This window comes from uncultured Thiohalocapsa sp., assembly GCF_913063425.1.
Taxonomy (GTDB): Bacteria; Pseudomonadota; Gammaproteobacteria; order Chromatiales; family Chromatiaceae; genus Thiohalocapsa.
This window is the reverse complement of record NZ_CAJXYK010000039.1, coordinates 13,194-37,698: the sequence shown is the minus strand read 5'-3', so window position 1 is coordinate 37,698 and position 24,505 is coordinate 13,194. Positions and strand designations below refer to the sequence as shown.

The following is a 24,505-nucleotide window of genomic DNA, read 5'->3' as shown; positions in this document are numbered from 1 at the left end:
GACCGAGCGTGCAACCTGTCCTCAAGCGCTGTCGGCGGCTGCCCGCGGGGCGGACTGACCCGTGGGCTCGGCACAGCGCGCCGCGCTGCATTGCTGCACCTCCACCGTCAGATGGTCCAGGCCCGGGATGTGTGCCATGAGCGCCTTGTAGTGCTCCACGGGCTTTGGGTCGTGGGTGACCACGGAGAGGATGCAGGCGTGGCTCGCGGTGCCGATGCGCCAGAGATGCAGATCGCTCACCGCGAGGTCGTCCTCGGCCGCCAGCGCGTGGCGGATGTCGGCGGCGAGGTCGCCGCGCGCTTCGGCGTCCAGCAGCATCAGGGCGCTGTCGCGGGCCAGCCCCCAGGCCCAGCGGGCGATCAGCAGGCCGCCCGCGATGCCGATGAGCGGGTCCAGAAAGCCCCAGCCGAGGATCAGGCCGGCGGTGAGCGCTGCGATGGCGAGCACGGAGGTCAGCGCGTCCGCGATGACGTGCAGATAGGCGGCGCGCAGGTTGTGATCCGTGTGCCGGTGACCGTCTGGGGCAGTGGCGGCGGCGTTGAGCCTGTGGTGTCGGCCGGCACGGCTCGGGCCGGAGGCGCCCTCGTCGCGCTGGCCCCGCCGGGCAGGCGCGTGGTGGTGGCCGTGATGATGTCCGGCGTGGGCATGGTCGTGAACGCCTCCCAGCAGCCAGGCGCTCGCCAGGTTCACCGCCAGGCCGAGTACGGCGACCACGATGGCCTCGCCGTAGTGGATCGACACGGGATGCAGCAGCCGCTGTCCGGACTCCAGCAACAGCCACAGCGCACCGACGCCGAGCAGCAGGGCACTGGTGTAGCCGGCGAGCGGTGACACTTTACCGGTGCCGAAGCTGAACCGGTCGTCGTCGGCATGCCGGCGCGCGAAGCGGTAGGCGAGCACGCTCAGGCCCAGGGCCGCTGCATGACTGCCCATGTGCCAGCCGTCCGCCAGCAGCGCCATGGACCCCGTGACCCAGCCGGCGAGGAGCTCCACCGCCATGGCCGTCACAGTGAGGTAGACCACCCAGCGGGTGCGCTGCTCGGCGGCCTGCTCGGCCGGGGTGCTGAAGTCGTGGCCGTGCTGCCAGGCGGCGATGTCGTGCTCGTGCATGGCGGGCGTGGGAGAACTGCTGGGTGTGAATCGGCGTGGTGGGGAGGGTGGCCGTCGGAACGCCCCGCTGCGGGTCATTGTCCTGAGTTTAAGGCGATCCCCCAAGGGTGCCAGCCCCGCATCGCTGGAGTCGGCAGCGCGCCCGCTCGCAGCATCGAGCACTGTGACAACTGGCGTACCCCGCTGCGTCTCGAAATCTGAGGTGAGGAATCCTCCAATCACAAGACAGTGAACAACTGATGTCATAGACAGTCAATTCACTGATGTCGCATCGCCTGTGAATCGCAGATCGTTTGCACCGCAATCGTCAACACTTGGTGGGCGTCCCAACGCCACGGACACGATGCCGCGGGCGCCGCGCGTATCAGTTTAACCTCGTTTACACAGTCAGGGGATCGGCGCATGACACTGACAGCCCTTCGGGCCATGACCGCGGGCGCGCGCGTGCTTACCACCACGGTGGGGTCGGCGCAGGCGACCCTCATCGGCGCAGGCGGCAACCTTTTCCAGGGCAAGGATTCAAGCGGGTTTCTCCGCGGCAGCAGCGCCGACCACAGCCTGCGTCCAAACGACCGCATCGATCCGGCCATTCCCGTGGCCACGCCTCCCATGGCCACGCCGGTGCTCGGCAAGCACAAGTTCGACACCGCTTCCTTCGAGCCGCAGGTGCGGGCGCTCGCGCCCTTGGCCCTGATCGGGCTCGGCGGGATCGTGCTGACGCCGCTGCGCGGACGCAGTCGCCGCCACAGCTGACCGTCTCTCGGCGCCCCCCATGCCCCGTGCTGCCTGCGCCTTCTGCGCCCAGGCCGGGGACCACCGCACAGTTGTTTTGGGGGCGCGTACCCGAGGGAAAGCGCCGATTTGTCGGCGTTCCTACGGCGGGGCAGGATGCTCCGCTTTTTTTTTGCGCATCCAAGCGCCATGCGTCCAGTGACCATGGGCCCCGTTGCCAGGAACTGTCGAGCCGCTTCGTGTCGCCGGCCGGTGCCTGTGCTGGAATCTGGACAGCGCAGGTACGTGCAATGCGCTCATGCCTTTGCGGTCAGCTCCCGGTGTTTCCGATTCCGGCACCCTATTTGCCCGGGGTATCGATCATGGAAATCCCCGAAAGCCTCGCCGCCAGTTGGCTTACACGGATGGAGGTCATTGGTTTCTCCGGATCGTCTCCGCAACGGCGGAAAACGGCGGCAATGCCAACTGATTTGGTCAATCAAACTGCGTCACTCAATAGTCATATCCGGGCGCACAGGCGCATGCAGGTACGTCCACATTCCGGGGCATAGCGGGTGCTGCAAGAGGGGAATGCCCGATAGCTGAGTCTTGGGGTCTCAACTATCTTGTATCGCGTCTGGGGAGCGTTCGGGAATCAGGCTCCAGGCACCGAAGAGAACGCAATCGGTGCCGCCAGACGCGACACGTTGTCACTCAACCCACTCAATCGTAAGGAGTCGATCATGCGTAAATTCGCTATCGCCGCTGCCAGCCTGGCCACCGTTGGTCTGATGAGCGCTCAGCCCGCCGCCGCCGACATCACCCTCGACGTCTGCTTCACCGTCCTCGACCAGCTGAAGATCCTGGCCAATGAGGACAGCTGCGACGTCGCCGTCGAGGCGTTCCTGGTCGAGAGCAACCAGGGCCCGTACATGATCGAGCTGGGTGCCGACGGCAACCTGCTCTGCACGGCGCTCGAAGTCAAGTACGTGAACGGCTATGCGCCGATCTACGGCACCATCACCTTCGATCCGATCTGCCAGGCCGATGCAATGTGTATGCAGGCCTTCACGCTCAACCACATCGGCCCTGACGCGGTTGCCTGCGGCACCGAGTAAGCCGAGACCTGGGAAGGGCTCGTAGCCTAGTTGCGAGCCTGGCCGAGTCCGGACCGCTGTGTCCGGGCTCGGTGTGTTGCTGAGTCTGCCCGAGGCGTGGTCTGGGCTCCGGCACAGGTGCTGCGCCTGCCCCAATTGACGCGGAATCGGCCGGGCAGGGCAGGTCGTCACTCAAACAACCCCATCGTAAGGAGACGATCATGCGCGAGCGCGCACTCGCGGCTCCTTGTCTCACCATCATCGGCTTAATGAGCGCGCAGCCGGCCGCGGCCGACATCACCCGTGACATCTGTTTCCACATCCTCGACCAGGTCGAGATCGTCGCGGGCGAAGACAAGTGCGACGTCATCGTCGGTGTGACCCTCATTCAGAGCCAGTCGGGGCCCTATGTGATTGAGCTGGACGCAGTGGGCAACCTGCTCTGCACCGCGCTTGAGGCCAAATACCTGACGGAGTACGCGCCGATCTACGGCGCCATGACCTTCGATCCGATCGTGCCGACGAGGTTCAGACTGAACGACATCGGTCCGGACGCCGCTGCCTGCGGCATCGCGGCCGAGTGACTGGCCTTTGCGCGGATCGCCTTGGTGGTTCCCGGCGTTGAGGCTGCTGTACGTGACGCGTACAGCACTGCTGTGGTTGCAGGCGCGTCGGGGTACTGCCGAGCCCAGGGGCGTCCGTCGAGCCTGGTCTGATGCATGCCTGATTCGGAGCCCTGCGGTTGCGCTGCGGATCCGGCACAGCCCAGAAAGGTTACTGTGCGGTGCCGAAATCGCCCCGGGCGGGGTCCTTTTCGTCAGACGGTTCACAGAGCATCTTATGACGTTGCAGCTGCGCTTCCTTCGTTTCGGTATCCATGTCGGTGCCTGCATGGCCTTCCTCAGCGGCCCGGCGTCTGCCGCCGGGCCCGCTGATACTGGGGTGCAGCTGGCGCCGGAGGTCCTGGACGCCCTGGAGCAGTCATCAGAACAGACCCGGCGCCGGCTGGAGTCCCCGCGGCGACCCGCGGCGACCGCGCCGGCGGACGCCATCCGGGCATTGGAGCAGGCCCATGAGGCGGGGGCCAGGCCGACACGCGAGCCCAGGGACAAGCCCTCCAAAGAGGCCATCCGTGGGCTGGAGAAGGCCGACGAGCGCACGCGTATACAGCACGACGACGCCGCGCTGATGAAAGGCATCTTCAATGCCGCGGAGCTCCGCCTGGACCTGTCCCCGGAGACCGAGCTGGTGACCCGCCACGGCGAGACCTTCCTGACGGTCCAGGATTTCAATCAGCGCGTGGGGCGTGCGCGCGGCGAGGACCTGTACCAGGCGCGCAGGAACGCCCTGGACGGGATGATCCGCAAGCGGCTCCTGGCGCTCATGGCCGAGGACGCGGGCCTTGCTGAAGACCCGCGGGTGGAGCAGCGCGTTGCACTCGCACTGGAAGAGACGGCCCATCCGGGTGCCGCGCTGGTGAATGTGGACAAGTACCAGATCCCGGACGCTGCGGTGGCGCAGTACTACCGCGAGCATCTGGAGGCATTCCGCACCCCGGACATCGGCACCGAGGTGCTCCTCGCTGTGCGCGGCACCGAGGCGGCGGCCACCGCCCTGCGTGATGCCATCGCCAAGGCGCCGGATGATCCACGCCATTGGCTGGGGGCGGAGCCCATCCGCGGCGAGCGGCTGCCGCAGGCGGTTCGCGACGCCCTGTTCCACGCTGAGCCCGGGGACATGACCGACGTCATCGCAACGCCCGCAGGCTGGTATGTGGCGCGGCTGGTGGCGCGCAATCCCTTCGACCAGGCCTTGGTTCAGGTGCGCACTTTCCCATCCGTGACCGCTGCCGAGACGGCGCTGGCCGAGGAGGCCAAGCCGCTCTTCGCCGCGCCGGCGGCCGAGCCTTCGGAATCGGACCCTGCGACACCCGACCAGACGCCGGGCCTGGTGCCCATGGCCGGCCTGCCTGAGTCGGTCCGGCCTGCGGTGCGACTGCTCGACGTCGGACAGGTGAGTGAGCCCATCCCCGCCGCCCTGGGTGTCATGGTGGTCAAGCTGGTGGCCAGGTGGTCGGATGCGCCCATCGAGCGGGCGACGGTCATCGGCGTCGCGTCGAAGGCGGAGGGGGAGGCTGTGCTGAAGGCCCTGGCCGACGGAGCGACCCCGGCCGGCATTGCCGGGCGCACCGTCACCGAGGCGGACCTGCCGAAGCCTTTGCTCCACCTCGCGCGGAGCCTGAAGCAGGGCGTCTTCGGCGGCCCCGTGACAACGGATCTGGGGACCTTCCTGGTGCGCGTGGATGCTCGCAGGCGCCAGGTCTATCGGCCGTTGGCGGAGGTGGAGGACGAGATCGTCCGTCGCCTGCGCGCTGCCAAGATCCCCGACGACGAGAAGCAGGCGTACTATGACGCGCAGCGCGAGACCTTCCAGCTCGACGCCCCCGTGCGCGTCCTGGACGTGCTGGTCTCCGGCGGTGCTGACGACGGACTGGCACGTCTGCGTGAGGTGGCCGCAGCCGCCACGCCGGCCGAGCGCGAGGCAATCTTCGACGCCATCCTGGCGGAGCGCGGGGTCGAGTCCGTCCGTGGCACGGACCTGCCGGCGGCGGTGGCGGCGTCTGCGGCAACGCTCGCACCGGGTCAGGTGAGCGACGTCCTGACGACGGACCTCGGCCACTTCGTGGTGCGGCTGCGGGAGGTGCAGGACCCGGCCTATGCGCGCTTCGGGGATGTCGCAGAGGAGATCGGTGCGCGTCTCGCTGATGCGGCGGAGGAAGCCCTGGCGCTGGAGGCCCTGCGTGCCGAGCGCGACCGCGAGATCGCCCTCGAGCAGGCGCGTGACCGGGCGCTCGCAGTCGCCTTCGAGCGTGACTTTCTGCGCAAGCTGGATAATGTCAGCGACGGCGATGCGCGGGCCTGGTGGCAGCGCAATGGCCGCAGCATGCTGGCGGCCTTCGGCGCCAACGCCGCTGACATCGACGCAGCGCTCGCAGAACAGCCGACCATGCCGATGGATATGCTGAAGCGCAACGTCCTCAGCGAGCGGCTCGATGACGCCGTGGACGAGCGGCGCCGCGCCGAGCAGATCCAGGTGTACGAGTACCTGCTGGACTACTGAAAGGCTGCTGCGTCGCAGCGTCTGCCACGGTTGGCGCCGCTTGCCTTGCGCGCTGACCGGCGCCGCCGCCACCGGGCGATGGGGCGGCCCCGGCGCAAGGCTGGTGCATCAGCGCCGACGTGGCGAGGCCGCCCCGGGTACGCCGACTGAAGTCGGCACCCTGGGGCAGGCGGACTTCAGTCCGCCGGGGGCAAGTGATCATATGGCATCGAGCTCTCCACAGCACGGCGCCGGCGAGTGTGTCGCGCCGCCCCCGCTCCTCCCGTACGCCGGGCGGCTGCGGCGGCGTCAGACGATCCCCGTCACCAGGCTGCGGGCGGATTGCTCCACCGCCTTCTGCATCACGGCGCCCACCAGGGCCTTGCCGAAGGTTTCGCCGATCTGGCGCACATGCGTGGTGTCGCGGCGCACCGGCGCCATGCAGCCGAGGTCTTCCAGTGCCGCGAACAGGGTGGCATGGGAGATCCGCTGCGGGTCGTATTGCACGATCAGGCTCGACGACCGCGGTCTGACCTGCACACTGCGGATACCGTCCATGGCGAGCAGCTCCGCCTGCGCGGCGGCAGCGCGCTCGCCCTCGCAGTGGAAGGCGTTGGAACGGATACGGATGCGACCGGGAACGTGGTGGATGTACTGGCCCATGTCAGGAGTCTCAACCAAGGATAAGAACGGAACAAAGAATACGAACGATTCGCATTCGAGTCAACTCCCGCGCAGCCCGGGCTTCGCACCTGCGTGCCCCAGCGCCGATTCTCCCTGACCAGCGGCGCGCACCGGCGCGTCACCGGGACTGTCGCCCATGCCCAGCCGTGACTTGCCTGTGCAAAATAACGGTGACAGTAACTCTAACGAAAAATTGCCGGGACCGAGGGCTCTGGGGACGAGCTCTGGGGACGAGCTCTGGGGACGAGCTCTGGGGACGAGCTCTGGGGACAGCTCTGGGGACGGTAACCCTAACTCGGGTCCGCCACCCAGTTGTGAGGACGGTATGACGAACTGCGATTTGGCGCCCCAGTTATCTCGGCGGTCCCCCCCAACTCAAGACCGCCGCCGGGCCGTCGTGATGCCCTGTTCACGGCTCAGCAGCGCGCCCTTCGATAGAGACGCCCTTCAGGGCATTGAGCAGCACAGCGATGGTGGCGCCGTTGTGCAGCAGGGCGCTGGCCACGGGTGACAGCCAGCCGAGCACGGCGCCGCCCAGGATGCCCGTGTTGATGGTGCTGGCGGCGGTGAAGTTGCCGCGGATCAGGCGCATGGTCTTGCCGGCGATCTCCCGGGCATCGGCGATGCCGGTGAGCTGGTCGTCGAGCAGCACCACGTCCGCGGTGGCACGGGCGATGTCCGCCCCGCGCGGCATGGCGATGCCGACATCGGCCACGCTGAGGGCCGGACCATCGTTGACGCCGTCGCCGACGAAGCCCACCCGGTGGCCGTCGGCCCGCAGGGCCTCGACGATCTGTGCCTTCTCCTCCGGCTCCACCTGTGCATGGAAGGCGTCCAGGCCGAGCTCCGCGGCCAGGGCTGCGGCCTTCTCCTGACGGTCGCCGGTGATCATCAGGACTTGCCGGATGCCCAGGGCGCGCAGCCGCGCCACGGTGGCGGCGGCGTCCGCACGCAGGGTGTCGCGCAGCGCGATGACCCCGAGCGGGCCGCGGTGGCTGCCGACGTAGAGCAGGATCTTGCCCGCCTCCTGCAAGCCCTCCACCAGGGTCTGGTGGGCGGCGAAGCCGATGTCCATGTGCTCTTCCAGATAGTGCCGGCTGCCGACGACGATGCGCCCGCCGGCGTCCACATCGGCACTCAGGCCATGGGCCACCAGGTAGTCCACCTCGCCGTGGGAGATGTGGGCCAGGTCACGCTCACGCGCCGCCTCCACCACGGCTGCCGCCACCGGATGGCTCGCGTGCTCCTCCACTGAGGCCACCAGTGCGAGCAGCTGCTGCTCCGTGCAGCCCAGGTCGTTGGGGAAGACGTGCACATCCGTGACCATGAGGTCGCTGTGGGTCAGGGTGCCGGTCTTGTCGAACACCAGGGTGTCCACGCCGGCGAGACGCTCGATGGCGTCGCCGCCCTTCATCAGCACGCCGTGGTCCGCAGCACGCACCATGCCGGACTTGAAGGCCACCGGCGTGCCGAGCTTCAGGGCACAGGCATAGTCCACCAGGAACACCGACTGCAGCCGGGTCAGGTCCCGCGTGAGCGCATACACCGCAGCCCCGGTGCCGAGGGTCAGGTAGACGCGCTTGTCCGCCAGCTCGTCGGCGAGCCGCTGGGTGTCGGCGCCGCGGTCCAGGGACTCCTGAATGAAGCGCGCCACCCGCGCCGTGGTGGTGTCGGCGCCGACCCGGGTGGCCGTGACGCGCAGGCGGCCCTCCACCAGCACGGAGCCGGCGATGACACGCGCAGGCGGCTCCTTGCGCACCGGCAGGTCCTCGCCGGTGACCGTGGACTGATTCACCAGCGCCGTGCCGGCGTGGACATGGCCGTCCACGGGCACCGTCTCGCCGGGGCCGATGACCACCAGCTCGCCGGCGCGGACCTGGTCGCCTGCGATCTGCGTCAGCTCTCCGTCGCGCTCCACCCAGGCCATGGCCGGGTCCGGGCGCAGCAGCCGGCGCAGCAGCCGGTCGGACTGGCGGGCGGTACGCTGCTCCAGGTACTCGCCCAGGTCCAGCAGCAGATCCGTGATGTTGGCGGTGTAGGGCTTGCCGCTGGCGGCGGCGAGGCCGACGGCCACCGCATCCAGCACCTCCACCTTCACGCCCTTGCGCAGCAGGGTCTCAGCGCCCTTCGCCAGGGTGGAGCCGAGATTCACCAGGGTCAGCAGCATCTGCATCGGCGGCGTCAGGAAGGGCAGCGCCGCGAGCGTCAGCAGGGTGGTGACCATGGGGGCGGCCGCGGCCTCGCGGCCGCAGTCATCCGCGAGCCCGTCGATCCGCTCCGGGGTGAAGGCCTGAAGCCGGTGCAGCAGGGCCTCGCGCGCCGCCGCACCGCCCGTGTAGCGCAGCACCAGTGACCCGGCGACAGGGTTGGCGCGCGCCTCGGTGACGGCGGCGGCCGCGTCCATCCAGGCCTCCATCCAGGCCGCCTCACAGCCGGAGCGGCCCAGGGCCGGGATGCGCAGGCGGATGCGCCCGGGCACCTCGTGCACGATGCGATAGTCGATGCCCGGCGTCGGGGCGGGCGCCGGTGCAGCCGGCGCCGCGGGTGGTCGGCTGACGGGGCGGATGTGCGCGACGACGGCGGCCATGCGCGGCCTCAGGCGTGCTTATCGGCAGCCGCCGCCTGGATCTCGGCCTCGGCGTCGCGGAAGCGCTCCTTGGCCTCTTCGATGCCGCCCTGCAGCGTGGACCAGACCTTGACGGCGCCCTTGATGACGGTGCGCTGCACGTCCTCGTTGGTGAGCAGGTAGGCCGCGGCGGCGCCGATGAGCAGGCCGCGCACGAAGCGCTCGCTGCCGCTGGTCATCACCGGCTGCGGCTGTCGCGGCGCCGGCTGGACCGCCGTCGGCATGGGCTGCATGCCTGCCATCGGCGCATAGGTGCCCGGATAGGCCACGGGGTAGGGCGCCGGGTAGCTCGGTGCCGGCTGACCCAAGATGGGCGCCACGCCGGCCTGCGGCGGCATCGCGGCGGGCTGCGGGCTGGGGAGCCCGGTCGGCGTCATGGCAGCATGGCCGTGGGTGTAAGGATGGCCTGGGGCGCTCATGGGCTGCAGTCCTCGTGCTTGGGCTCGGCGGCCGGGGGATGGTCATGCCTTGGGCGCGCTGCGCGCCGCCGGCGGTGCTGCTGATCCGTCGAATGGCTGCTGCGGCAGGGTGTTCGGGAGCGGTGCGGGCGCGACGTGCGGGTCATGTCGACCCGGCCTCGCCGGCGGCATCCGCGGCGATGACGGCGCTGTCAGGGGGCGATTCCGCGGTGAGGGCATAGGCCACGGCCGTGCCCGTGACCAGGGTCGCCGCGAAGGCGAGGGTGCCGGAGCTGAAGCGCGAGGCCACCAGCGTGGCCGCCGCGGTGGTGACACCGGCGACGGCGCCGCCGCGCAGCGTGTCGAGCACCGCGCCGCGGGTATCGGTGTCGCCCGCCTGGAGTCGATGCAGATTGGCGGCGCCTGCGCCGCAGAGGCCCACCACAGCGCCGAGCTTGCCCATCTCGACGACATTGCCAAAGGGGCTGGTGCCGCCGTAGCCGGCGCAGGGCGCTGGATAAGCCGTATCCTGGTTTGGGTACTGGGCTGCGGGTGCCAGCCACCCGCCTGAGCGCGCAGCGGCGGCGTCTAGGAACAGGGAGTCGTAACGATGGTCGCTCATGGTCGAATCTCGCTGGGTTGCGCCCCGGGGCGCGGGCGGTGGTCGGTTGCTTGGGTCTGCCGAGGCGGCGCGGCGGCCTGGCGCCGCATGCGGGCGAGATCGCATGCGGCGGCGGGTTCGGGTATGCACGCGCCCGGCCGTCTGAATGCTTGGGCAGAGGGTGCCCTGGGCTCAGGACCCGGCCTCGGTCTTTGCGGCGGCGGCGGTTTCCTTGAGCTTGCCGGCCCCGGACTGCACTGCTTCCTTGGCCCGGGCGCCGGTCTTGAAGAGCATGTCCTGCATGGATTCATTTGTGAGCAGCAGCACCGCCGCCGCGCCCACCAGCGCCCCCTTCCAGAACTCTGAGTCATCGAGGCTCAGCATGCGGCCCAGGCTCGCAAGCCCATTGCCGCCGCCGGCGAGCTCCTCGAGCATCTCCGCCATACCTGCCCGCGGTCTGCCGTCCGCGGCAGGTGACTGCGCGGCAACCGGGCCGGGCGCCGCCGCCATGCCGGCGGGTGGCAAGCCTGCTGCCCCGCTTGCGGGGATACCGGGTGGGATACCGGGGGGCATGCCGGGTGCCATGCCGGGCGCCATCCCGGCATGAGCAACGCCCGCGAACTGTGCCGGATGGGCTGCACCACCCGCTGCGGGGTGGCCGTAAGCCATGGTCTGTGCTGGTCCATAACCCATGGCATGGGCATGCGGACCATAGGCCCCGGCAGCGGCGGCGGGATGCGGATGCTGGGCTGCCGGCGGCATGGGCCCGGGTGCGCTGCCCGGCATGCCGCCCGCCATCCCCGGCGGCACGCCCTGGTGCACGCCCTGGTGCACGGGCTGCATGCCGTGCGCAGCAACTGCCGCTGGTCCGTGGGGGAGCGGGCCCACCGGCGCAGGCCCGTAAGGTCCCGGGCCAGCCGGTGCAGGTCCGCCGAACATCGCCATGCCGGGCGCGCGCTGTCCGGCGGTGTCGCCTGCGCCCGCTGCCCCTGCCGGTGCAGCCTGGTGCGGATGCCCCGGCCCGGGGCCGGGCTGCGCCTGCCCGGTGCCAGGCATGGCGTAGCCAGCGGCTTGGGGCGGGGCGCCCGGCGCGCTGCTCCCCTGTGCCTGGCCGCAGCCCGTGGCCGGGCCATGCTGCTCGGCGTGGTCAGTCATGCGTCGTCTCCTTGGTTGCGCGATGCGATGGGTCGTGCCCGTGCAGCCGTGCTGGCGGCGTTGGGCCGGTGGCTTTGGCTGGGGTGAGTGTCTGCCGTGTCACGCGAGGCTGCGTCGGGTATGCCGCCAATAACGGCGGCGGCCGTTGTCGGTCACCGTCGATATCGGCGGAAGATGATAATGGAATACCGTTGCGAATAACAACCAGACGCGTCTTCGCCCTTGATCCAGGGCAAGGGATCAGTGGATGGTCGGGACTGCGGATCAGGGGATTGACGGTTTCGGGCGGGGGGTCCGCCGGCGGGCCGGCCGCGGAGCTGGCCTGCCCGGCGGGCGCCGTTGCGGCTGCGGGCAGCCGTCAGCAGCGTCCCGCGGCGGCGCCCGCAGTCGCTGGCGGGTTTGCTGCCGCGGCGAGGTCGGCGAGGGCGCGGGCGAAGGCGCCGATGCCCGAGCGCTCCAGCAGCACATAGGGCTTGGCGGTGCGCTTGCAGAAGCGTTTGGCGCGCAGGTAGGCGTCGTGACTCACAGCGTCCGCCGGGCAGACCACGGCATCGGCACTCGCGAGCAGGCTCTCCAGGCGCTGGCGGCTCTCCTCCAGGCCGCCGTCGTGGCGCACCAGCTCCCCGTTGCAGCGCTGCACCAGCTCCCGGTAGTGGCGCGCCAGGGAGCCGCGACCGCCGACGCAGAGGATGCGGCGCCCGCCGAGATCCAGGGGCTCGCGCGCCCGGGCGCAGTCGTCGCAATCCCCGGTGCAGGCCGGGGCGGTGCCGAGCAGTTGCTCCAGCGCCGCGCACACCGCCTCGCGCTCGGCGAGCTGCCCGGCGAGGGTGCGTGCTTCCGCCCGGGCGCGGGTGAGTGCATCCCGCAGCCGGGCGTTGTCGGCTTCGGCGCTGCAACGGGCGGTGGCCTCGGCATCGCGTTGGGCCTCTGTGCTGCCCAGCCGCTCCCAGAGCTCGCGCAGGGCATTGCCGGCCTCCAGGTCGTGGATGCGGGCGCGGGCGGCATGCAGGTCCTGCTCGGACTGCCGCAGCGCCTGGGTCTGTGCTGTCAGGGCCGCGAGGCGGCGATCGCGCTCGGCGAGGGTCTGCGCGTGGCGGGCCGCCGCGGCGGCCTGCTCCCGGCGCAGGCGCCTGAGCTCGGCACGGGTCTCGGTGAGCGCCTGCACGTCCGCCGCCAAGCCGGCGCCGATCTGGTGCGAGCGCATGTGAATCTCCTCATAGGCCAGGGCGTGCAGCGGCGGGTCCGCCTGCGGATGGGTCATGAGGGCCCAGAACGCCTCCGGCACCCGGCCCTCCGCCAGGTGCTGCTCCCAGAGCGTGCGCAGTGCTGCCGTGCTTCGCGCGCGTGCGAAGCGGCGCAGGGCGGCGGCATACTTGCGGTCCAGCGCCTTCTGGGTCGCCGCCGAGAGGGGATTGCGATGGTCCGCAGCGGCGACGAAGCTCACATGCATCTGATAGTCGCCCACGCCGCGCTCGGGGACGGCGCCGGTGCGCCGCGCCACGGCGCGCAGCTCGTCCACGTGCAGACAGGTGCCGATGAGGGGGCAGTGGAATTTGGCGGGCAGCTGCCAGAGCTTGCGGCGGGTGCCGGGCGCCCGGCGCGGCGCCGCGGTGGCCTGGAAGCTCGCCGGCTGCTGCTGGGGCGCGGCTGCGGTATCCGCGGGCGCGGTGGTCGGGTCCGGTGCAACGGCTGGGGGCGGGCTGCTGTGGTGTCGGCACATGCCGGTGTCCTCGGGTCAGATCGATGGGACGCGGCTGGCCGGTTGCCCTGCGGCGGCGGCTGGCGGCGAAGGCCGGCGCCCGGGTGGGAGCGCCGTTCGCTTGCCGTCAGATAATAGAAACGATTCGCATTCGCGTAAAGTCGCCTGTTTTGACTGGATGCCGGGCATGGCGCGTGCAGCGTGACCTGGCGCAGGCGGTCGCCGGCTTGCCGACGACTCGGCGGTTCACCGTCCCTGCTCCCGCGCCTCCTGCTCCATGAAACGCTGGCGGCGCAGCGCCCGCGGGGACAACGGCGGTGCCACCGCGCGCTCCCCGCCGCGCGGATCCCGGTCGATGACGGAGAAGCTGTCGCCGGTGATGTAGTCGATGCGCTCGTCCGGGCCGCACGGGACATTGGAGTACTCGGTGCGCCCGTCCGGCTGGGTGCACTTGTGGATGACGGCACGCTGGGCGGCGCCGTTTGCTGCAAGGCCGGCCAGCGCCAGCGTCAGCAGTGCCCGCAGCAGCAGGCGATAGCGGCCGGCACCAGCGTGTCGCGGCGTTGGCCGGGGCCGGCCGGGGAGTTGCGCGGGGTGCAGCGGGCGGGGGCTCGGCACGGCGGGGCTCCGTCTGGCTTCGGGGGGACGCTGCGGCAGCATGGGGCCTGACCCGCGGGCTGGTGTGCGCCGCCGCGCTTTGCTCTAATCATGGCGGCTGTGCGAGCCCCTGACTGCGCATCGGCGCATACTCCGGTCAGCCGGCCCCTCCCGCCGTGATCGGCGCCCAAAGCCCGGGTTGCGGCAGAGACCCTGCGGCCGCCGCTGCCCTGCCGGCCGCTGGCCCACGCGCGCTGCGGCGCTGTCGTTGTAATCCGCATCCGCATCCGCATCCACTCCCATGACCGAGCATTCCTTCGCCGCCGTCACCGAAGGCCATATCGCGCAGGCGCCCACGCGGGGGGAGCAGGGCGCCGATACCCTGCTGCGCAGCATCGCCTGGAGCTGCGCCCTGCTGGTGATTGTGCTGGTGGGCTATCTGGTGCTGGAGATCGGCGGCGCGGCGCTGCCCGCCATCGAGACCTACGGCCTCGGCTTCATCACCGGCACCACCTGGGATACGGTGGACGATGTCTACTCGGTGCTGCCGGAGATCTGGGGCACGCTCTACAGCTCGCTGCTGGCGCTGCTGCTCGGCGGGGTGTTCGGCATCGGCATCGCCATCTTCCTGACCCAGGGCTTCGTGCACCGGCGCATCGCGGCCACCTTCCGCGTCGTCGTGGAGCTGCTGGCGGCCATCCCGTCCGTGGTGTTCGGGCTCTGGGGCATCTATGTGCTGATCCCGGCGCTGCGGCCGGTGGCGGACTGGCTGCACGAGAACCTGGGTATGGTGCCCATCTTCGCCACCTCCCTGAACGGCCCCGGGCTGGCGCCGGCGGCCCTGGTGCTGGCGGTGATGATCCTGCCCACGGTGGCGGCCATCTCCGTCGATGCCCTGCGCCGCGTGCCCTTCACCATCACCGAGGCCGCCTACGGCATGGGCACCACCCGGGCGGAGGCCGTCTTCCGGGTCATGCTGCCGACGGCCTCCAGCGGCATCCTCGCGGCGCTGGTGCTGGGCTTCGGCCGCGCCCTGGGGGAGACCATGGCGCTCGCGATGCTGATCGGCAACAGCAACCAGATCAACCTGTCCCTGTTCGCCCCGGCCAACACGCTGGCCTCGCGGCTCGCCTCCAGCTTTCCGGAGGCCGATGCCATCGAGGTGCAGGCGCTCATGTTCGCGGCCCTGGTGCTCCTGGCCATCACGCTCCTGGTGAACGTCATTGGCCTTGGCGTGCAGCAGCTGGCGATGCGCAGGTTCGAGGCAGGGCGCTGACCCCGGAGCCAGCAGTTCCTCAGGCAGCACACGGCGGGTCAGAACCGCCCGGCGGGCTACCGATCCAGCGGGATGAAGCCCCTGTGCGTCGCGCATCAATCCGGCACGATCCGCAGCAGCGCACCGTCGTCCTCGTCCGTCAGCACATAGAGCTCGCCGTCGGGACCCATGCGCACGTCACGCACGCGCGCGCCGATGTCGAGCTTCTCCTCGTCCCGGACGCGTCCGTCTTCGATATCCAGCCGGTGGATCTCCCGGAACTTGAGCGCCCCGGAGAGCAGGTCCCCCTGCCAGTCAGGGAAGCGCTCGCCGGTGTAGACGGTGAGGCCGCTCGGGGCCTTGGACGGGGTCCAGACCACCAGCGGGTCCGTGATGCCCGGCGCCTGGGTCTTGTCGGAGATGCGCGGTCCCCAGTATTCGTTGCTGTAGGTGACCTCGGGCCAGCCGTAGTTGTTGCCGGGCTGGATGCGGTTCAGCTCGTCGCCGCCGCGGGAGCCGTGCTCGTTGGCGTAGATGACGCCGGAGTCGGCGTGGACGGTCATGCCCTGGATGTTGCGATGCCCCCAGCTGTAGATCTCGGGCTTGGCTGCGGGGTCATCGGCGAGTGGGTTGTCCGGCGGTGCCGTGCCATCGTCCGTCAGGCGCAGCACGGCGCCGAAGTGCGTGCCCGGGTTCTGCGCCTGGTTGCGGATGTTCTCTCCGCGGAAGGAGACGGGCGGGTTGCCGCCGTCGCCGATGCTCATCAGCAGCGTGCCGTCCGCCAGCCACACCAGCCGGGAGCCGAAGTGCTGGCCGCCGGATTTCCAGTCGGCGTTGTGGAAAATGACCTCGGTGTCCAGCAGGCGCTTGCCCGCTGCATCCAGCCGGCCGCGCGCCAGGGCGGTGCGGTTTTTGTCCGGGTCGCCCTGGGCGAAGGTCAGGTACACGAGCCGGTTGCTCGCGAAGTCCGGATGCAGGGCGACATCGAGCAGGCCGCCCTGGCCGCAGTCGCCGCAGATGTCCGGCAGGCCGGTGATGGGCGCGGGGTCCAGCGCGCCGTCGCGCAGCAGGCGCAGCCGCCCGGGGCGCTCCGTGATCAGCGCATCGCCGTTGGGCAGCCAGGCGACGGCCCAGGGGTGCGTAAGCCCGCGGACCACCGTCTCCAGGCGCCAGCCGGTGGCCTCCGGCAGCGCCGTGCCCGTGGGCTCGATGGAGCCCGCAGGTGCCGAGCAGCCGAGCAGCAGCGCGGCGACCCCCGCGGCGGCGAGGGCCGATGTGGCAAAGCGGTGGGGTGCTGCGCCGGTGGGCGCGGGTGAATGATCGGCCTGGTCTCGCATGGAATTGTTCTCCTGGGTGGCGCCATGGCCGGCCGGCGTGCGGAGCGGTGACGGCTCGACGACCGGCAGAGGCTGACATCGCCGGGCCGCGCCGGCGGCCGTGCTGACCGCAGGCAGTGCCCGCGTGCGACCATATAAATCGGTTTCCCAGTCGCCATAGGCAATGCCAGCCGATGCAGTTTCTCGCCGACCTTCTGAGTGCCCTGCTGAACGCCACCATCATCGGCTTCGCGGTGCTGATCCTGGTGGTGGCCACCCAGCAGGACCCGCAGCAGGCGCTGCCGGATTCCGGCCCGGACGCCGCACCACCGCCCGTGGTGGCCGCCGGCGACACGCCCCGCAGCGTCATCGTGCACCTGTTCGAATGGCGCTGGGACGACATCGCCGCCGAGTGCGAGCAGTTTCTGGGGGCCGCGGGCTACGGCGCCGTCCAGGTGTCACCGCCCAACGAGCACCGCCGGGTGGCGGGTGACCCCTGGTGGCAGCGCTACGAGCCCGTGAGCTGGGCGCTCGACAGCCGCAGCGGCGACGCCGAGGCCTTCGCCGACATGGTGCGGCGCTGCGCCGCGGCGGGTGTGAAGATCTACGCGGACGCCGTCATCAACCACATGACCGGGCCGCCCTTCGACGACGACCCGCGCTGGGGCACCGGCAGCGCGGGCAGCGCCTACGACTACTACGCCTATCCGGGTCTCCTGCCCCAGGATTTCCACAGTCCCCGCTGCGAGCTTAACGGACGCTGGGACGACCGCGCCGCCGTGCAGCGCTGCAATCTGCGCGGGCGGGCGGATCTGAACACAGACGCCGACCGGGTTCAGAACCGCATCGGCGGCTACCTGGACGGCCTGGTGCGGCTCGGCGTCGCGGGCTTTCGCATCGACGCCGCCAAGCACATGGCCGCCGGCGACATCGCGGGCATTCTGGCCCGGGTGCAGGGGCTGCCCTTCGTCTATCAGGCCTTCGCCGAGGTGCCGGGCGAGGCCGTGCGGGTGCAGGAGTACCTCGGCAACGGCGCCGTCACCGAGCCCGACTACACCCGCAGGCTCGCCGCCGCCTTCCGCGACGGCGGCATTGCCGTGCTGCGCAACCTGAAGCCCGGCCTCGGCGCGGACGACCTGGTGCCGAGCAGGGGCGCGGTGGTGTTCGTGGACAGCCATGAGACCCGGCGCTCGGCCCTCGCCGGCGCCGCCGCGCTGAGCCCGGCCGAGGGTGCGCTCTACGACCTCGCCCAGGTGTTCATGCTCGCCTGGCCCTACGGCACGCCGCGGGTGATGTCCGGCTATGCATTCACGGACGCGGGCGCGGGCCCGCCGAGCGATGATCAGGGCAGCACACGGCGGGTGCACGGCCCGGACGGGCTCGGCTGCGGCGGCGCCTGGCGCTGCGAGCACCGCCGCCCCGCCATTGCCGGCATGGTGGCTTTCCGCAACCACACCGAGGATGCCGAGGTCGCCAACTGGTGGGACGACGGCGGCGGGCGCATCGCCTTCGGCCGCGGCGAGCGCGGCTTCGTGGTCATCAACAACACCGACGAGCCCATGCGCCAATGGCTGCGCACCGGGCTGCCGGCGGGGCGCTATTGCAATGCGGTGGCTGCGCAGCCGGCGGGGAACAGCTGCCGCGCCATGGACGCGCAGCCGACGGACGATGCCGAATCCAGCGCCGACACCCCAGAAGCCGGCGCCGGTGCGCCCGCGGCGGTCACGGTGAGCAAAGACACCGCTGCCACGTTCGAGCTGGCGCCGCGCGCGGCGGTGGCGATTCACGTCGGCTTACGGCCGGAGGATGATTCGACGGGGCGCTGAGCGCGGCGGCGGTATGCGCTCGCCCCGATACACAGGAATCTTGTCCGGTGCTGCCCTGCCGAAAGGCCGATGTCGGCCCATCATTGACGGCCGGCGGACTGAAGTCCGCCTGCCGCCGCTCGCGACGCTCGCCACCCTCGACGACAGCTTCCCGGGCGTCGATGATCCGACGCCCGGGCCCGTCCGGCATTGAGCGCCCGACGTCAGTCCGTGCTCAGCGCCACCTGCATCACATCGATGCGCTCGTCGCGGAAGCCCGCCTCGCAGTAGCAGAGGTAGTAGCGCCACATGCGGATGAAGCGCTCGTCGTAGCCGAGTGCGCGCACCGCCGGCAGCTCGGCCTCGAAGCGCTCGCGCCAGGTGGCCAGCGTGCGCGCGTAGTCCAGGCCGTGGAAGCTGCGCTGCACCACCCGCAGGCCGGCATCCGCCGCCGCCGCATCGAAGCGGCCCACCGTCGGCAGCATGCCACCCGGGAAGATGTAGTGCTGGATGAAGTCCGGGCTCGCCTTGTAGCCGTCGAACTCCGAGTCGGCGATGGTGATGACCTGAAGCGCCGCGCGCCCGCCGGGCTTCAGGCAGCGCTTCAGCATGGCCATGTACGCGGGCCAGTAGGCCTCGCCCACGGCCTCGAACATTTCGATGGAGACGATGTGGTCGAAGCGCTCGGTGACGTCGCGGTAGTCCTGGAGGCGGAAGGTCATGCCTCCGGGCAGCGACGCGCCGGCGGCGCCCGCCTCGGCCCAGGCGAGCTGCTCCCGGGACAGGGTGATGCCGGTGACGTCGAGCCCGGCCGCGGCGGCCGTGCGCGCAAAGCCGCCCCAGCCGCAGCCCACCTCCAGCACCCGCTCGCCGGGAGCCGCGTCCAGCAGCCCGAGCAGGCGCCGGTATTTGTTGGCCTGGGCACGGGCCAGGTCGTCCGTGTCGGGCTCGAACACCGCGGAGGAGTAGGTCATGCTCGGGTCGAGCCAGAGCCGGTAGAAGTCGTTGCCGAGGTCGTAGTGGGCCTCGATGTTGCGCCTGCTGCCGGCCCTGGTGTTGGCCCGGCGGCGGTGGCGCAGCAGGGAGGCCAGGCGGTTCAGCCAGCTGCCCTCGAAGACCTCCACCAGCGCGTGCTGGTTGGCGGCGAAGCAGTGCAGCAGGGCGGTGACATCCGGGCTGTCCCAGTCTCCGGCCATGTAGGCCTCGCCCAGGCCGACGTGGCCGCGGGTGGCGATGCGCCGCGCGAAGGTCAGTGGCCGCACCAGGCGGATCTCGCCGCTCGGGCCTGCCTCGGTGCCGTGCATCTCGTGGCAGTGCTCGCCGACGCGGATGCGCAGATGGCCGCGCAGGATGCGGTCGAAGAGGGCGCGGAAGGGCTTCAATGCCGCCCGCGTGGCGATGCGCCCGACGGCGGGTAACGCGGCTTCCGCGCGGTTGTGCTCGGACATCAGGTGACCTCCTGCTGGGGTGGCTCGGGTTTCGGGAAGAAGCGGGCGCCGGCGAGCCAGATCTTGAGAGCCTGCCAGTGGATGGCGACCATGACCTTGTACGTCATTACCGGCATGGCGCGAAAGGCCCGCCACAGGGCAGCATCGGTGAGCGGCTCGCCGGTGCCGCTCTGGCTCGCCACCAGCTTGAGCCGGCCCTTCTCATCGAACTGGCGGATCAGCACCGCCAGCTTGTCATCCGGCGCCGACAGCCGGAAGCGATAGCCTCCCTGCATGTCCATCAGGGGCGAGACGTAGAAGCACTTGAGCTTCTCGGCCCGCAGCGGCCAGGCGATGGGCCGGCCGTCGTCGTGCAGCAGATAGCTGTGGTGCTGGCCGAAGGTGTTGCGCACCTCGGCGATGACGGCCCGCAGGCGCCCGTCGGCATGCTCGCAGTACCAGAGGCTCAGCGGATTGAAGCCGTAGCCCAGCACGCGCGGAAAGCAGAGCAGCCGGATGCGCCCACCCGCGAGGCCGATGCCGCGGGCGGCCAGCACCTGCTCCGCCCAGGGCCTGAGCGCCGAGCCGTCCCGGGGCCCGTGGTCGGCGGGGTCGAAGCGGAAGAGTCGCGGGCGCAGCAGCCCGCGCAGGACGCCCCGGCCGGGGCCGACGGCGAGCCGGCGCGGCACCGCGTCCAGCCGGTCCAGGTCCAGCAGCAGGCTGAACACCCGGTACTCGAAGCGATACTGCACCGGGAACAGCCGCCGGTGCATGACGCGGGTGAAGTAGATGCGGTGCGGCGACAGCGCCGGGCGCAGGTCGCCGCCGCCCATCGGCACCCGGGACGGCTCGGGCATCAGGCGGGCACCTCCGCCGGGGTCGGCACCGGCACCGGGGAGTCAGCGGCGGGCGCCGGCGCGCGGCCGGTGATCCAGTCCGTGTCCACGCCGAGCCGACCTGCGACATCCACCGCCGCGCGCAGGGCGTCTTCGTGGAAGCCGAAGCCGTGGTAGCTGCCGCAGAAGTAGACCCGGTCCGTGCCCTGAAGGCGAGGCAGCGCCCGCTGCGCATCCATCGCCGCCTGGTCGAACACGGGGTGGTCGTAGGTCATCTCGGCGATGACCTGCTGCGGGTCCGGGTCGGCGAGGGGGTTCAGGGAGAGCAGGTAGTTGCGGTGGGTCTCAAGCCCCTGGAGCTTGTTCATCCAGTAGGTGACGGACACGGCGGCGGCGCCGTCGCTGGCCTCGCCCGCCAGATAGTTCCAGGCGGACCAGACCCGGCGGCGGTGGGGCATCAGGCGGGTGTCGGTGTGCAGGAAGGTGCGGTTCGGCTGGTAGCGGAAGCAGCCGAGGACCTTCTGCTCCTCGACCGTGGGCTGCGCCAGCAGGGCCAACGCCTGGTCCGCATGGGTGGCGAGCACCACCCGGTCCGCTTCCAGCGCGGCGCCGGAGGCGAGCCGCACGCGCACGCGGGCCGCATGCCGCTCCACGGCCACGGCGGCGTCGGCAAGCATGCGCTCAGGGCCGAGATCCTCCGCCATGCGCTGCACATAGGTGTGACTGCCGCCGACGACGCTGCGCCACAGGGGCCGCTCCAGCGGGTTCAGCAACCGGTGGTTGTCGAAGAAGCGCGCGAGGCTCTCCGCCGGGAAGTCCAGCATGGCGGCGGCGGGGCAGGACCAGATGGCGGCGGCCATGGGCAGCAGGTAGTGATCGCGGAAGGCGTCCCCCAGACCCTCGTCCGCCAGGAACTCACGCAGGCTGCGGCCGTCGAAGGCCGAATGTGTCAGGCAGTGCCGGCAGCGGGCGCCGAAGCGGAAGATGTCGAGCAGCATCCGCAGAAATCGCGGGCTTAAGGCATTCCAGCGCTGTGCAAAGATCGTGCTGAGATTATCGCCCGCATACTCGAGACGACCGGCGTCGATGGACGCAGCGAAGGACATGTCGGACTCCCGGGTGGGGACGCCCAGGCGCTCGAACAGCCGCACGAGCATCGGATAGTTGCGGGTGTTGTAGACGATGAAGCCCGTGTCCACCGGCACGGTGGTGCCGTCTTCGTCCACCTCGATGGTGTGGGTATGGCCGCCGAAATAGGCGTTTTTCTCCACCAGCGTCACCTGATGGCGCTGTGACAGCAACCAGGCGGACGCCAGGCCGGCGATGCCGCTGCCGACGACGCAGATACGCTCAGTCATGCGCAAGGCTTGTTTAGAATTTGTCCGGATGGGTTGCGGGAAGATCTGGACAGTCTCCGCCGGTATCAACGCCTGCTCACCGGGAGTCTGCCCGCCGGAGCCCGCGTCAGGCCCTCTGGTGCACCGCGTTATCGGCCGCATGGGAGGCGCCGCATGAGCACCCTGGCGGCAGGTCTTCCGGCGGCGCGTCAGGCCGCCGACGGCACGACCGGCGAGCCTAGCACGGCGGCGGCCACCGGCGCCCGGGCACTCGCCGCCTTCATCCGCACCCACGCGCCGCTCTTTGTGCTCACGGGCGCCGGCTGCAGCACGGATTCCGGCATTCCGGACTACCGCGACGAGGCGGGCCACTGGAAGCGCGCCGAGCCCATCCGCTACCAGCGCTTCGTGCGTGAGCCCGCCGCGCGGCGCCGCTACTGGGCCCGCAGCTTCGTCGGCTGGCCCCGCGTGGCCGCCGCGCGTCCGAACATCACCCACCGTACCCTCGCCGCGCTGGAGGCGCGCGGGCTGGTGACGCAGATCGTCACGCAGAACGTGGACGGCCTGCATCAGCGCAGCGGCGCCCGCCGGGTGCTTGACCTGCACGGCCGGCTGGACGTGGTGGACTGCCTGGACTGTGGGCTCAGGCTCCCGCGCGAGCGCATGCAGGCCCTGCTCGCGCAGCACAACCCGGATTGTGTCCCGGTGGCGCCGGAGGTCTCGGCGCCGGATGGCGACGTGCTGCTCGGGGACGCCGTACAAGCGGGTTTCCGGGTGCCGGACTGCCCGCGCTGCGGCGGTATGCTGAAGCCCGCCGTGGTCTTCTTCGGCGAGAACGTGCCGCGACCGCGGGTGGCGCATGCCATGGACCAGCTCGCCCGTGCCGGCGGCGTGCTGGTGGTGGGCTCCTCGCTCACCGTGTTCTCGGGGTATCGCTTCTGCCGGCAGGCGGCGCAGGCGGGCCAGCCCATCGCCATCCTGAACCTTGGCCACACCCGCGCCGACGACCTTGCCGGGCTCAAGCTGAACGCCGCCTGCGGGCCGACCCTCACCGCTGCACTGGCGCTGCTGGAGCAGGCACCACCGCGCCCGTCGGTCTGAGCCGCCGCGCTCACCCTGCAGTCCATCCCGAGGCCCGAGCACTCGACGCCCGCCGCCGACTCAGGAACAATCCACGGCGAGACAAACGGGGGACATCGCCATGCAACAAGTCCGCATCGTCAGCAAGGGCCCGCGCATCCTGCCGCAACCGAAGCCGCGGCCCCTGCGCCCGACCCAGCCCCTGCGCCCGCTCACGCATCACGACATCCTCGCGCTTATGGCGCCCTTCACCCGCCGCGGTCTGCACGCGGACATGGCGGCGAGCCGGCGGGAAGACCGGGTGCTCGCGTTCAAGGCCGAGGCGATTCCGGCGGATGCGGACTGCCCGGTGGACTTGCGTGCCCAGCTGCGGCTGGAGGCGGCGCAGGTGGGCAAGCATCGCCTGGTGCGGCAGGTCTGGGACGCGGGCGGACTGACGGCAACGCTCACCGCCGACGGCGCCGACCTGGACACACTGCTGGAGCAGCTGGAGCAGGTGCCGGTGCGCCGCCACTTCGCGGTTTACGACGGCGTGCCCGTGGCCCGCAGCTATCTGCTGGAGCCCGCCTCCCAGGCCCTGTCGCAGCGCGCCGGCGCCGGCGCCCGCTGGGCGGCACAGACGCTCGGCGGCAGGCTCTGGCAGGCCGTGCGGGTGGGGGCAGAGCGGCTGCTGGGGGACCGCCTCGCGTTCCTGCGGCGGCGGCCCGCGGCGCCGGCGCCGCAGGCGGCAGCCGACACCACCGACGAGCAGCTCATCGACGATGCCGACGGCCCGTTGCGGGCTGTCATCACCGAGGCCAACGTGCGCGTGGGCCCGGTGCACCTGAACCTGAAGGCCGACCGCTTCAACGGCATGCCGGTGGAGCTCAAGCTCACCACCGATGCGGGCGTGCGGCTCAAGGTGCCGGAGGACCTGCTGGCCGTCATCGGCTGGCACTACCGGCCCCTGCGGCAGATCGTGAGCTATTGGCGCGGCTCCATCCGCGTCGCCACCCACGAGCCCCAGCGCACGGCGGACATCGAGGCCAAGCTGGGCGAGGTGGTCCGCCACCTGTCGGCCACGCTGGCGGCGCCGCCCGGGGAGTTCCACCAGCGCCACCAGGGCGCGCGCTGGCGGGTCACCTATCAGCGCGCGGTGCCCATGCTCTTCCTGCTCGGCATCATGGCCGCCACCCCCGGCATCCAGTGGCTCGACATGGCGGACAACTCCGTGCTGCGCATGCTGATCTTCCACGCGCCGCCGTTCATGCTGGTGGGCTTCTTTCTGATGCGCGAGATGCCCCGCTTCGAGATCCCGCCGCTGCCCCGCCGGCTGGTGCAGCGCGACTGGGTGGTGCGGGTGACGGACAAGCAGTCGCCCGCGTCCGAGCAGGCGTCCGCAGCCGAGCCGGCAGCACCGACGGCGGCGAACGCGGACCGCTTCGCTGGCGACTTTCACCGGCCCGCTGCCGCGGAGGCCGAGGGCTGACAGAGCACCGCGGCGCTTGCCGCGCCGTGCCCCGGGGACGCCGACTTCAGTCGGCCACCTGGGGCCGGCGGACTTCAGGCCGCCGCATGGGAAGATGGCCCGGCCCCAGGTGCTTCGGCGCCAGTGCTTTGGATGGCTTCCCTCCGCAGGGCGTCGTGCGGCGCCACCGCGCATATCGGCTTCATGCACCGGCGCCACGAGCGC

20 protein-coding genes are annotated in these 24,505 nt (G+C 70.8%); 8 read left to right on the top strand and 12 right to left on the bottom strand.

Annotated features, from left to right (window positions below; translation table 11 throughout):
* Positions 1-21: 21 nt before the first annotated feature.
* Positions 22-1,110, bottom strand: a complete 1,089-nt coding sequence (gene dmeF, locus QZ607_RS18620) for a CDF family Co(II)/Ni(II) efflux transporter DmeF (protein WP_295885766.1) — start codon at positions 1,108-1,110, stop codon at positions 22-24.
* 426 nt (positions 1,111-1,536) lie between these two features.
* Between dmeF and QZ607_RS18615 the strand changes: the two genes are divergently transcribed.
* The 4 genes from QZ607_RS18615 to QZ607_RS18600 all read left to right on the top strand — a co-directional run bounded on the left by QZ607_RS18615 (position 1,537) and on the right by QZ607_RS18600 (position 6,038).
* Positions 1,537-1,863, top strand: a complete 327-nt coding sequence (locus QZ607_RS18615; protein ID WP_295885764.1) for a hypothetical protein — start codon at positions 1,537-1,539, stop codon at positions 1,861-1,863.
* A gap of 584 nt (positions 1,864-2,447) precedes the next feature.
* Positions 2,448-2,939 (top strand): hypothetical protein, encoded by a 492-nt coding sequence (locus QZ607_RS18610; protein ID WP_295885762.1) that lies wholly within the window; start codon positions 2,448-2,450, stop codon positions 2,937-2,939.
* A 200-nt stretch (positions 2,940-3,139) separates the two neighbouring features.
* Positions 3,140-3,502 (top strand): hypothetical protein, encoded by a 363-nt coding sequence (locus QZ607_RS18605; RefSeq protein WP_295885760.1) that lies wholly within the window; start codon positions 3,140-3,142, stop codon positions 3,500-3,502.
* A 256-nt stretch (positions 3,503-3,758) separates the two neighbouring features.
* Positions 3,759-6,038, top strand: coding sequence for a peptidyl-prolyl cis-trans isomerase (locus tag QZ607_RS18600; RefSeq protein WP_295885758.1), 2,280 nt, complete (start codon positions 3,759-3,761; stop codon positions 6,036-6,038).
* A gap of 288 nt (positions 6,039-6,326) precedes the next feature.
* On the opposite strand, the gene QZ607_RS18595 is transcribed toward QZ607_RS18600, so the two are convergent.
* The 7 genes from QZ607_RS18595 to QZ607_RS18565 all read right to left on the bottom strand — a co-directional run bounded on the left by QZ607_RS18595 (position 6,327) and on the right by QZ607_RS18565 (position 13,798).
* Complete coding sequence (locus QZ607_RS18595; RefSeq protein ID WP_295885756.1) at positions 6,327-6,680, bottom strand: HMA2 domain-containing protein; 354 nt, start codon at positions 6,678-6,680, stop codon at positions 6,327-6,329.
* Positions 6,681-7,110: 430 nt separating this feature from the next.
* The gene (locus QZ607_RS18590) at positions 7,111-9,288 is read right to left on the bottom strand and encodes a heavy metal translocating P-type ATPase (protein WP_295885754.1); all 2,178 of its coding nucleotides are present in this window, start codon (positions 9,286-9,288) and stop codon (positions 7,111-7,113) included.
* Positions 9,289-9,296: 8 nt separating this feature from the next.
* Complete coding sequence (locus QZ607_RS18585) at positions 9,297-9,746, bottom strand: hypothetical protein (RefSeq protein ID WP_295885752.1); 450 nt, start codon at positions 9,744-9,746, stop codon at positions 9,297-9,299.
* A 142-nt stretch (positions 9,747-9,888) separates the two neighbouring features.
* Complete coding sequence (locus QZ607_RS18580) at positions 9,889-10,347, bottom strand: hypothetical protein (RefSeq protein WP_295885751.1); 459 nt, start codon at positions 10,345-10,347, stop codon at positions 9,889-9,891.
* 171 nt (positions 10,348-10,518) lie between these two features.
* Positions 10,519-11,169 (bottom strand): hypothetical protein, encoded by a 651-nt coding sequence (locus QZ607_RS18575; RefSeq protein ID WP_295885749.1) that lies wholly within the window; start codon positions 11,167-11,169, stop codon positions 10,519-10,521.
* Positions 11,170-11,839: 670 nt separating this feature from the next.
* A complete protein-coding gene (locus tag QZ607_RS18570) occupies positions 11,840-13,201 on the bottom strand; it encodes a DUF2325 domain-containing protein (protein ID WP_295885747.1) in 1,362 nt (453 codons plus the stop codon).
* A 225-nt stretch (positions 13,202-13,426) separates the two neighbouring features.
* Positions 13,427-13,798: a hypothetical protein gene (locus QZ607_RS18565; protein ID WP_295885746.1), complete on the bottom strand. Its 372-nt coding sequence runs from the start codon at positions 13,796-13,798 to the stop codon at positions 13,427-13,429.
* A gap of 280 nt (positions 13,799-14,078) precedes the next feature.
* Between QZ607_RS18565 and pstC the strand changes: the two genes are divergently transcribed.
* Positions 14,079-15,053: a phosphate ABC transporter permease subunit PstC gene (pstC, locus tag QZ607_RS18560; RefSeq protein WP_295885744.1), complete on the top strand. Its 975-nt coding sequence runs from the start codon at positions 14,079-14,081 to the stop codon at positions 15,051-15,053.
* A 95-nt stretch (positions 15,054-15,148) separates the two neighbouring features.
* Here pstC and QZ607_RS18555 read toward each other — a convergent pair whose 3' ends face one another.
* Complete coding sequence (locus QZ607_RS18555) at positions 15,149-16,369, bottom strand: PQQ-dependent sugar dehydrogenase (RefSeq protein ID WP_295885742.1); 1,221 nt, start codon at positions 16,367-16,369, stop codon at positions 15,149-15,151.
* Between the two features lie 173 nt (positions 16,370-16,542).
* On the opposite strand from QZ607_RS18555, the gene QZ607_RS18550 reads away from it, so the two are divergent.
* Entirely contained in the window at positions 16,543-18,174 is a 1,632-nt protein-coding gene (locus QZ607_RS18550; RefSeq protein ID WP_295885740.1) for an alpha-amylase family protein, read from the top strand.
* A 203-nt stretch (positions 18,175-18,377) separates the two neighbouring features.
* On the opposite strand, the gene QZ607_RS18545 is transcribed toward QZ607_RS18550, so the two are convergent.
* From QZ607_RS18545 to QZ607_RS18535, 3 genes are read right to left on the bottom strand one after another with little or no spacing between them, the layout of a single operon-like run.
* Complete coding sequence (locus tag QZ607_RS18545) at positions 18,378-19,601, bottom strand: cyclopropane-fatty-acyl-phospholipid synthase family protein (RefSeq protein ID WP_295885738.1); 1,224 nt, start codon at positions 19,599-19,601, stop codon at positions 18,378-18,380.
* Complete coding sequence (locus tag QZ607_RS18540; RefSeq protein WP_295885796.1) at positions 19,601-20,413, bottom strand: DUF1365 domain-containing protein; 813 nt, start codon at positions 20,411-20,413, stop codon at positions 19,601-19,603. The genes QZ607_RS18545 and QZ607_RS18540 overlap by 1 nt, the downstream gene beginning before the upstream one ends.
* Before the next feature lie 23 nt (positions 20,414-20,436).
* Positions 20,437-21,774, bottom strand: a complete 1,338-nt coding sequence (locus QZ607_RS18535; RefSeq protein ID WP_295885737.1) for an NAD(P)/FAD-dependent oxidoreductase — start codon at positions 21,772-21,774, stop codon at positions 20,437-20,439.
* A 153-nt stretch (positions 21,775-21,927) separates the two neighbouring features.
* Between QZ607_RS18535 and QZ607_RS18530 the strand changes: the two genes are divergently transcribed.
* The gene (locus QZ607_RS18530) at positions 21,928-22,854 is read left to right on the top strand and encodes an NAD-dependent protein deacetylase (protein WP_295885734.1); all 927 of its coding nucleotides are present in this window, start codon (positions 21,928-21,930) and stop codon (positions 22,852-22,854) included.
* Between the two features lie 100 nt (positions 22,855-22,954).
* Positions 22,955-24,301 (top strand): hypothetical protein, encoded by a 1,347-nt coding sequence (locus QZ607_RS18525; protein ID WP_295885732.1) that lies wholly within the window; start codon positions 22,955-22,957, stop codon positions 24,299-24,301.
* Positions 24,302-24,505 lie beyond the last annotated feature (204 nt).

Bases quoted from the DNA above. Each gene is read 5' to 3' on its own strand.
- QZ607_RS18585 (WP_295885752.1), bottom strand. From the start codon at position 9,746: ATGAGCGCCCCAGGCCATCCTTACACCCACGGCCATGCTGCCATGACG.
- QZ607_RS18540 (WP_295885796.1), bottom strand. From the start codon at position 20,413: ATGGGCGGCGGCGACCTGCGCCCGGCGCTGTCGCCGCACCGCATCTAC.
- QZ607_RS18615 (WP_295885764.1), top strand. From the start codon at position 1,537: ATGACCGCGGGCGCGCGCGTGCTTACCACCACGGTGGGGTCGGCGCAG.
- QZ607_RS18575 (WP_295885749.1), bottom strand. From the start codon at position 11,169: ATGCAGCCCGTGCACCAGGGCGTGCACCAGGGCGTGCCGCCGGGGATG.
- QZ607_RS18595 (WP_295885756.1), bottom strand. From the start codon at position 6,680: ATGGGCCAGTACATCCACCACGTTCCCGGTCGCATCCGTATCCGTTCC.
- dmeF (WP_295885766.1), bottom strand. From the start codon at position 1,110: ATGCACGAGCACGACATCGCCGCCTGGCAGCACGGCCACGACTTCAGC.
- QZ607_RS18550 (WP_295885740.1), top strand. From the start codon at position 16,543: ATGCAGTTTCTCGCCGACCTTCTGAGTGCCCTGCTGAACGCCACCATC.
- QZ607_RS18545 (WP_295885738.1), bottom strand. From the start codon at position 19,601: ATGTCCGAGCACAACCGCGCGGAAGCCGCGTTACCCGCCGTCGGGCGC.
- QZ607_RS18525 (WP_295885732.1), top strand. From the start codon at position 22,955: ATGCAACAAGTCCGCATCGTCAGCAAGGGCCCGCGCATCCTGCCGCAA.
- QZ607_RS18580 (WP_295885751.1), bottom strand. From the start codon at position 10,347: ATGAGCGACCATCGTTACGACTCCCTGTTCCTAGACGCCGCCGCTGCG.
- QZ607_RS18530 (WP_295885734.1), top strand. From the start codon at position 21,928: ATGAGCACCCTGGCGGCAGGTCTTCCGGCGGCGCGTCAGGCCGCCGAC.
- QZ607_RS18570 (WP_295885747.1), bottom strand. From the start codon at position 13,201: ATGTGCCGACACCACAGCAGCCCGCCCCCAGCCGTTGCACCGGACCCG.
- QZ607_RS18555 (WP_295885742.1), bottom strand. From the start codon at position 16,369: ATGCGAGACCAGGCCGATCATTCACCCGCGCCCACCGGCGCAGCACCC.
- QZ607_RS18600 (WP_295885758.1), top strand. From the start codon at position 3,759: ATGACGTTGCAGCTGCGCTTCCTTCGTTTCGGTATCCATGTCGGTGCC.
- QZ607_RS18590 (WP_295885754.1), bottom strand. From the start codon at position 9,288: ATGGCCGCCGTCGTCGCGCACATCCGCCCCGTCAGCCGACCACCCGCG.
- pstC (WP_295885744.1), top strand. From the start codon at position 14,079: ATGACCGAGCATTCCTTCGCCGCCGTCACCGAAGGCCATATCGCGCAG.
- QZ607_RS18535 (WP_295885737.1), bottom strand. From the start codon at position 21,774: ATGACTGAGCGTATCTGCGTCGTCGGCAGCGGCATCGCCGGCCTGGCG.
- QZ607_RS18605 (WP_295885760.1), top strand. From the start codon at position 3,140: ATGCGCGAGCGCGCACTCGCGGCTCCTTGTCTCACCATCATCGGCTTA.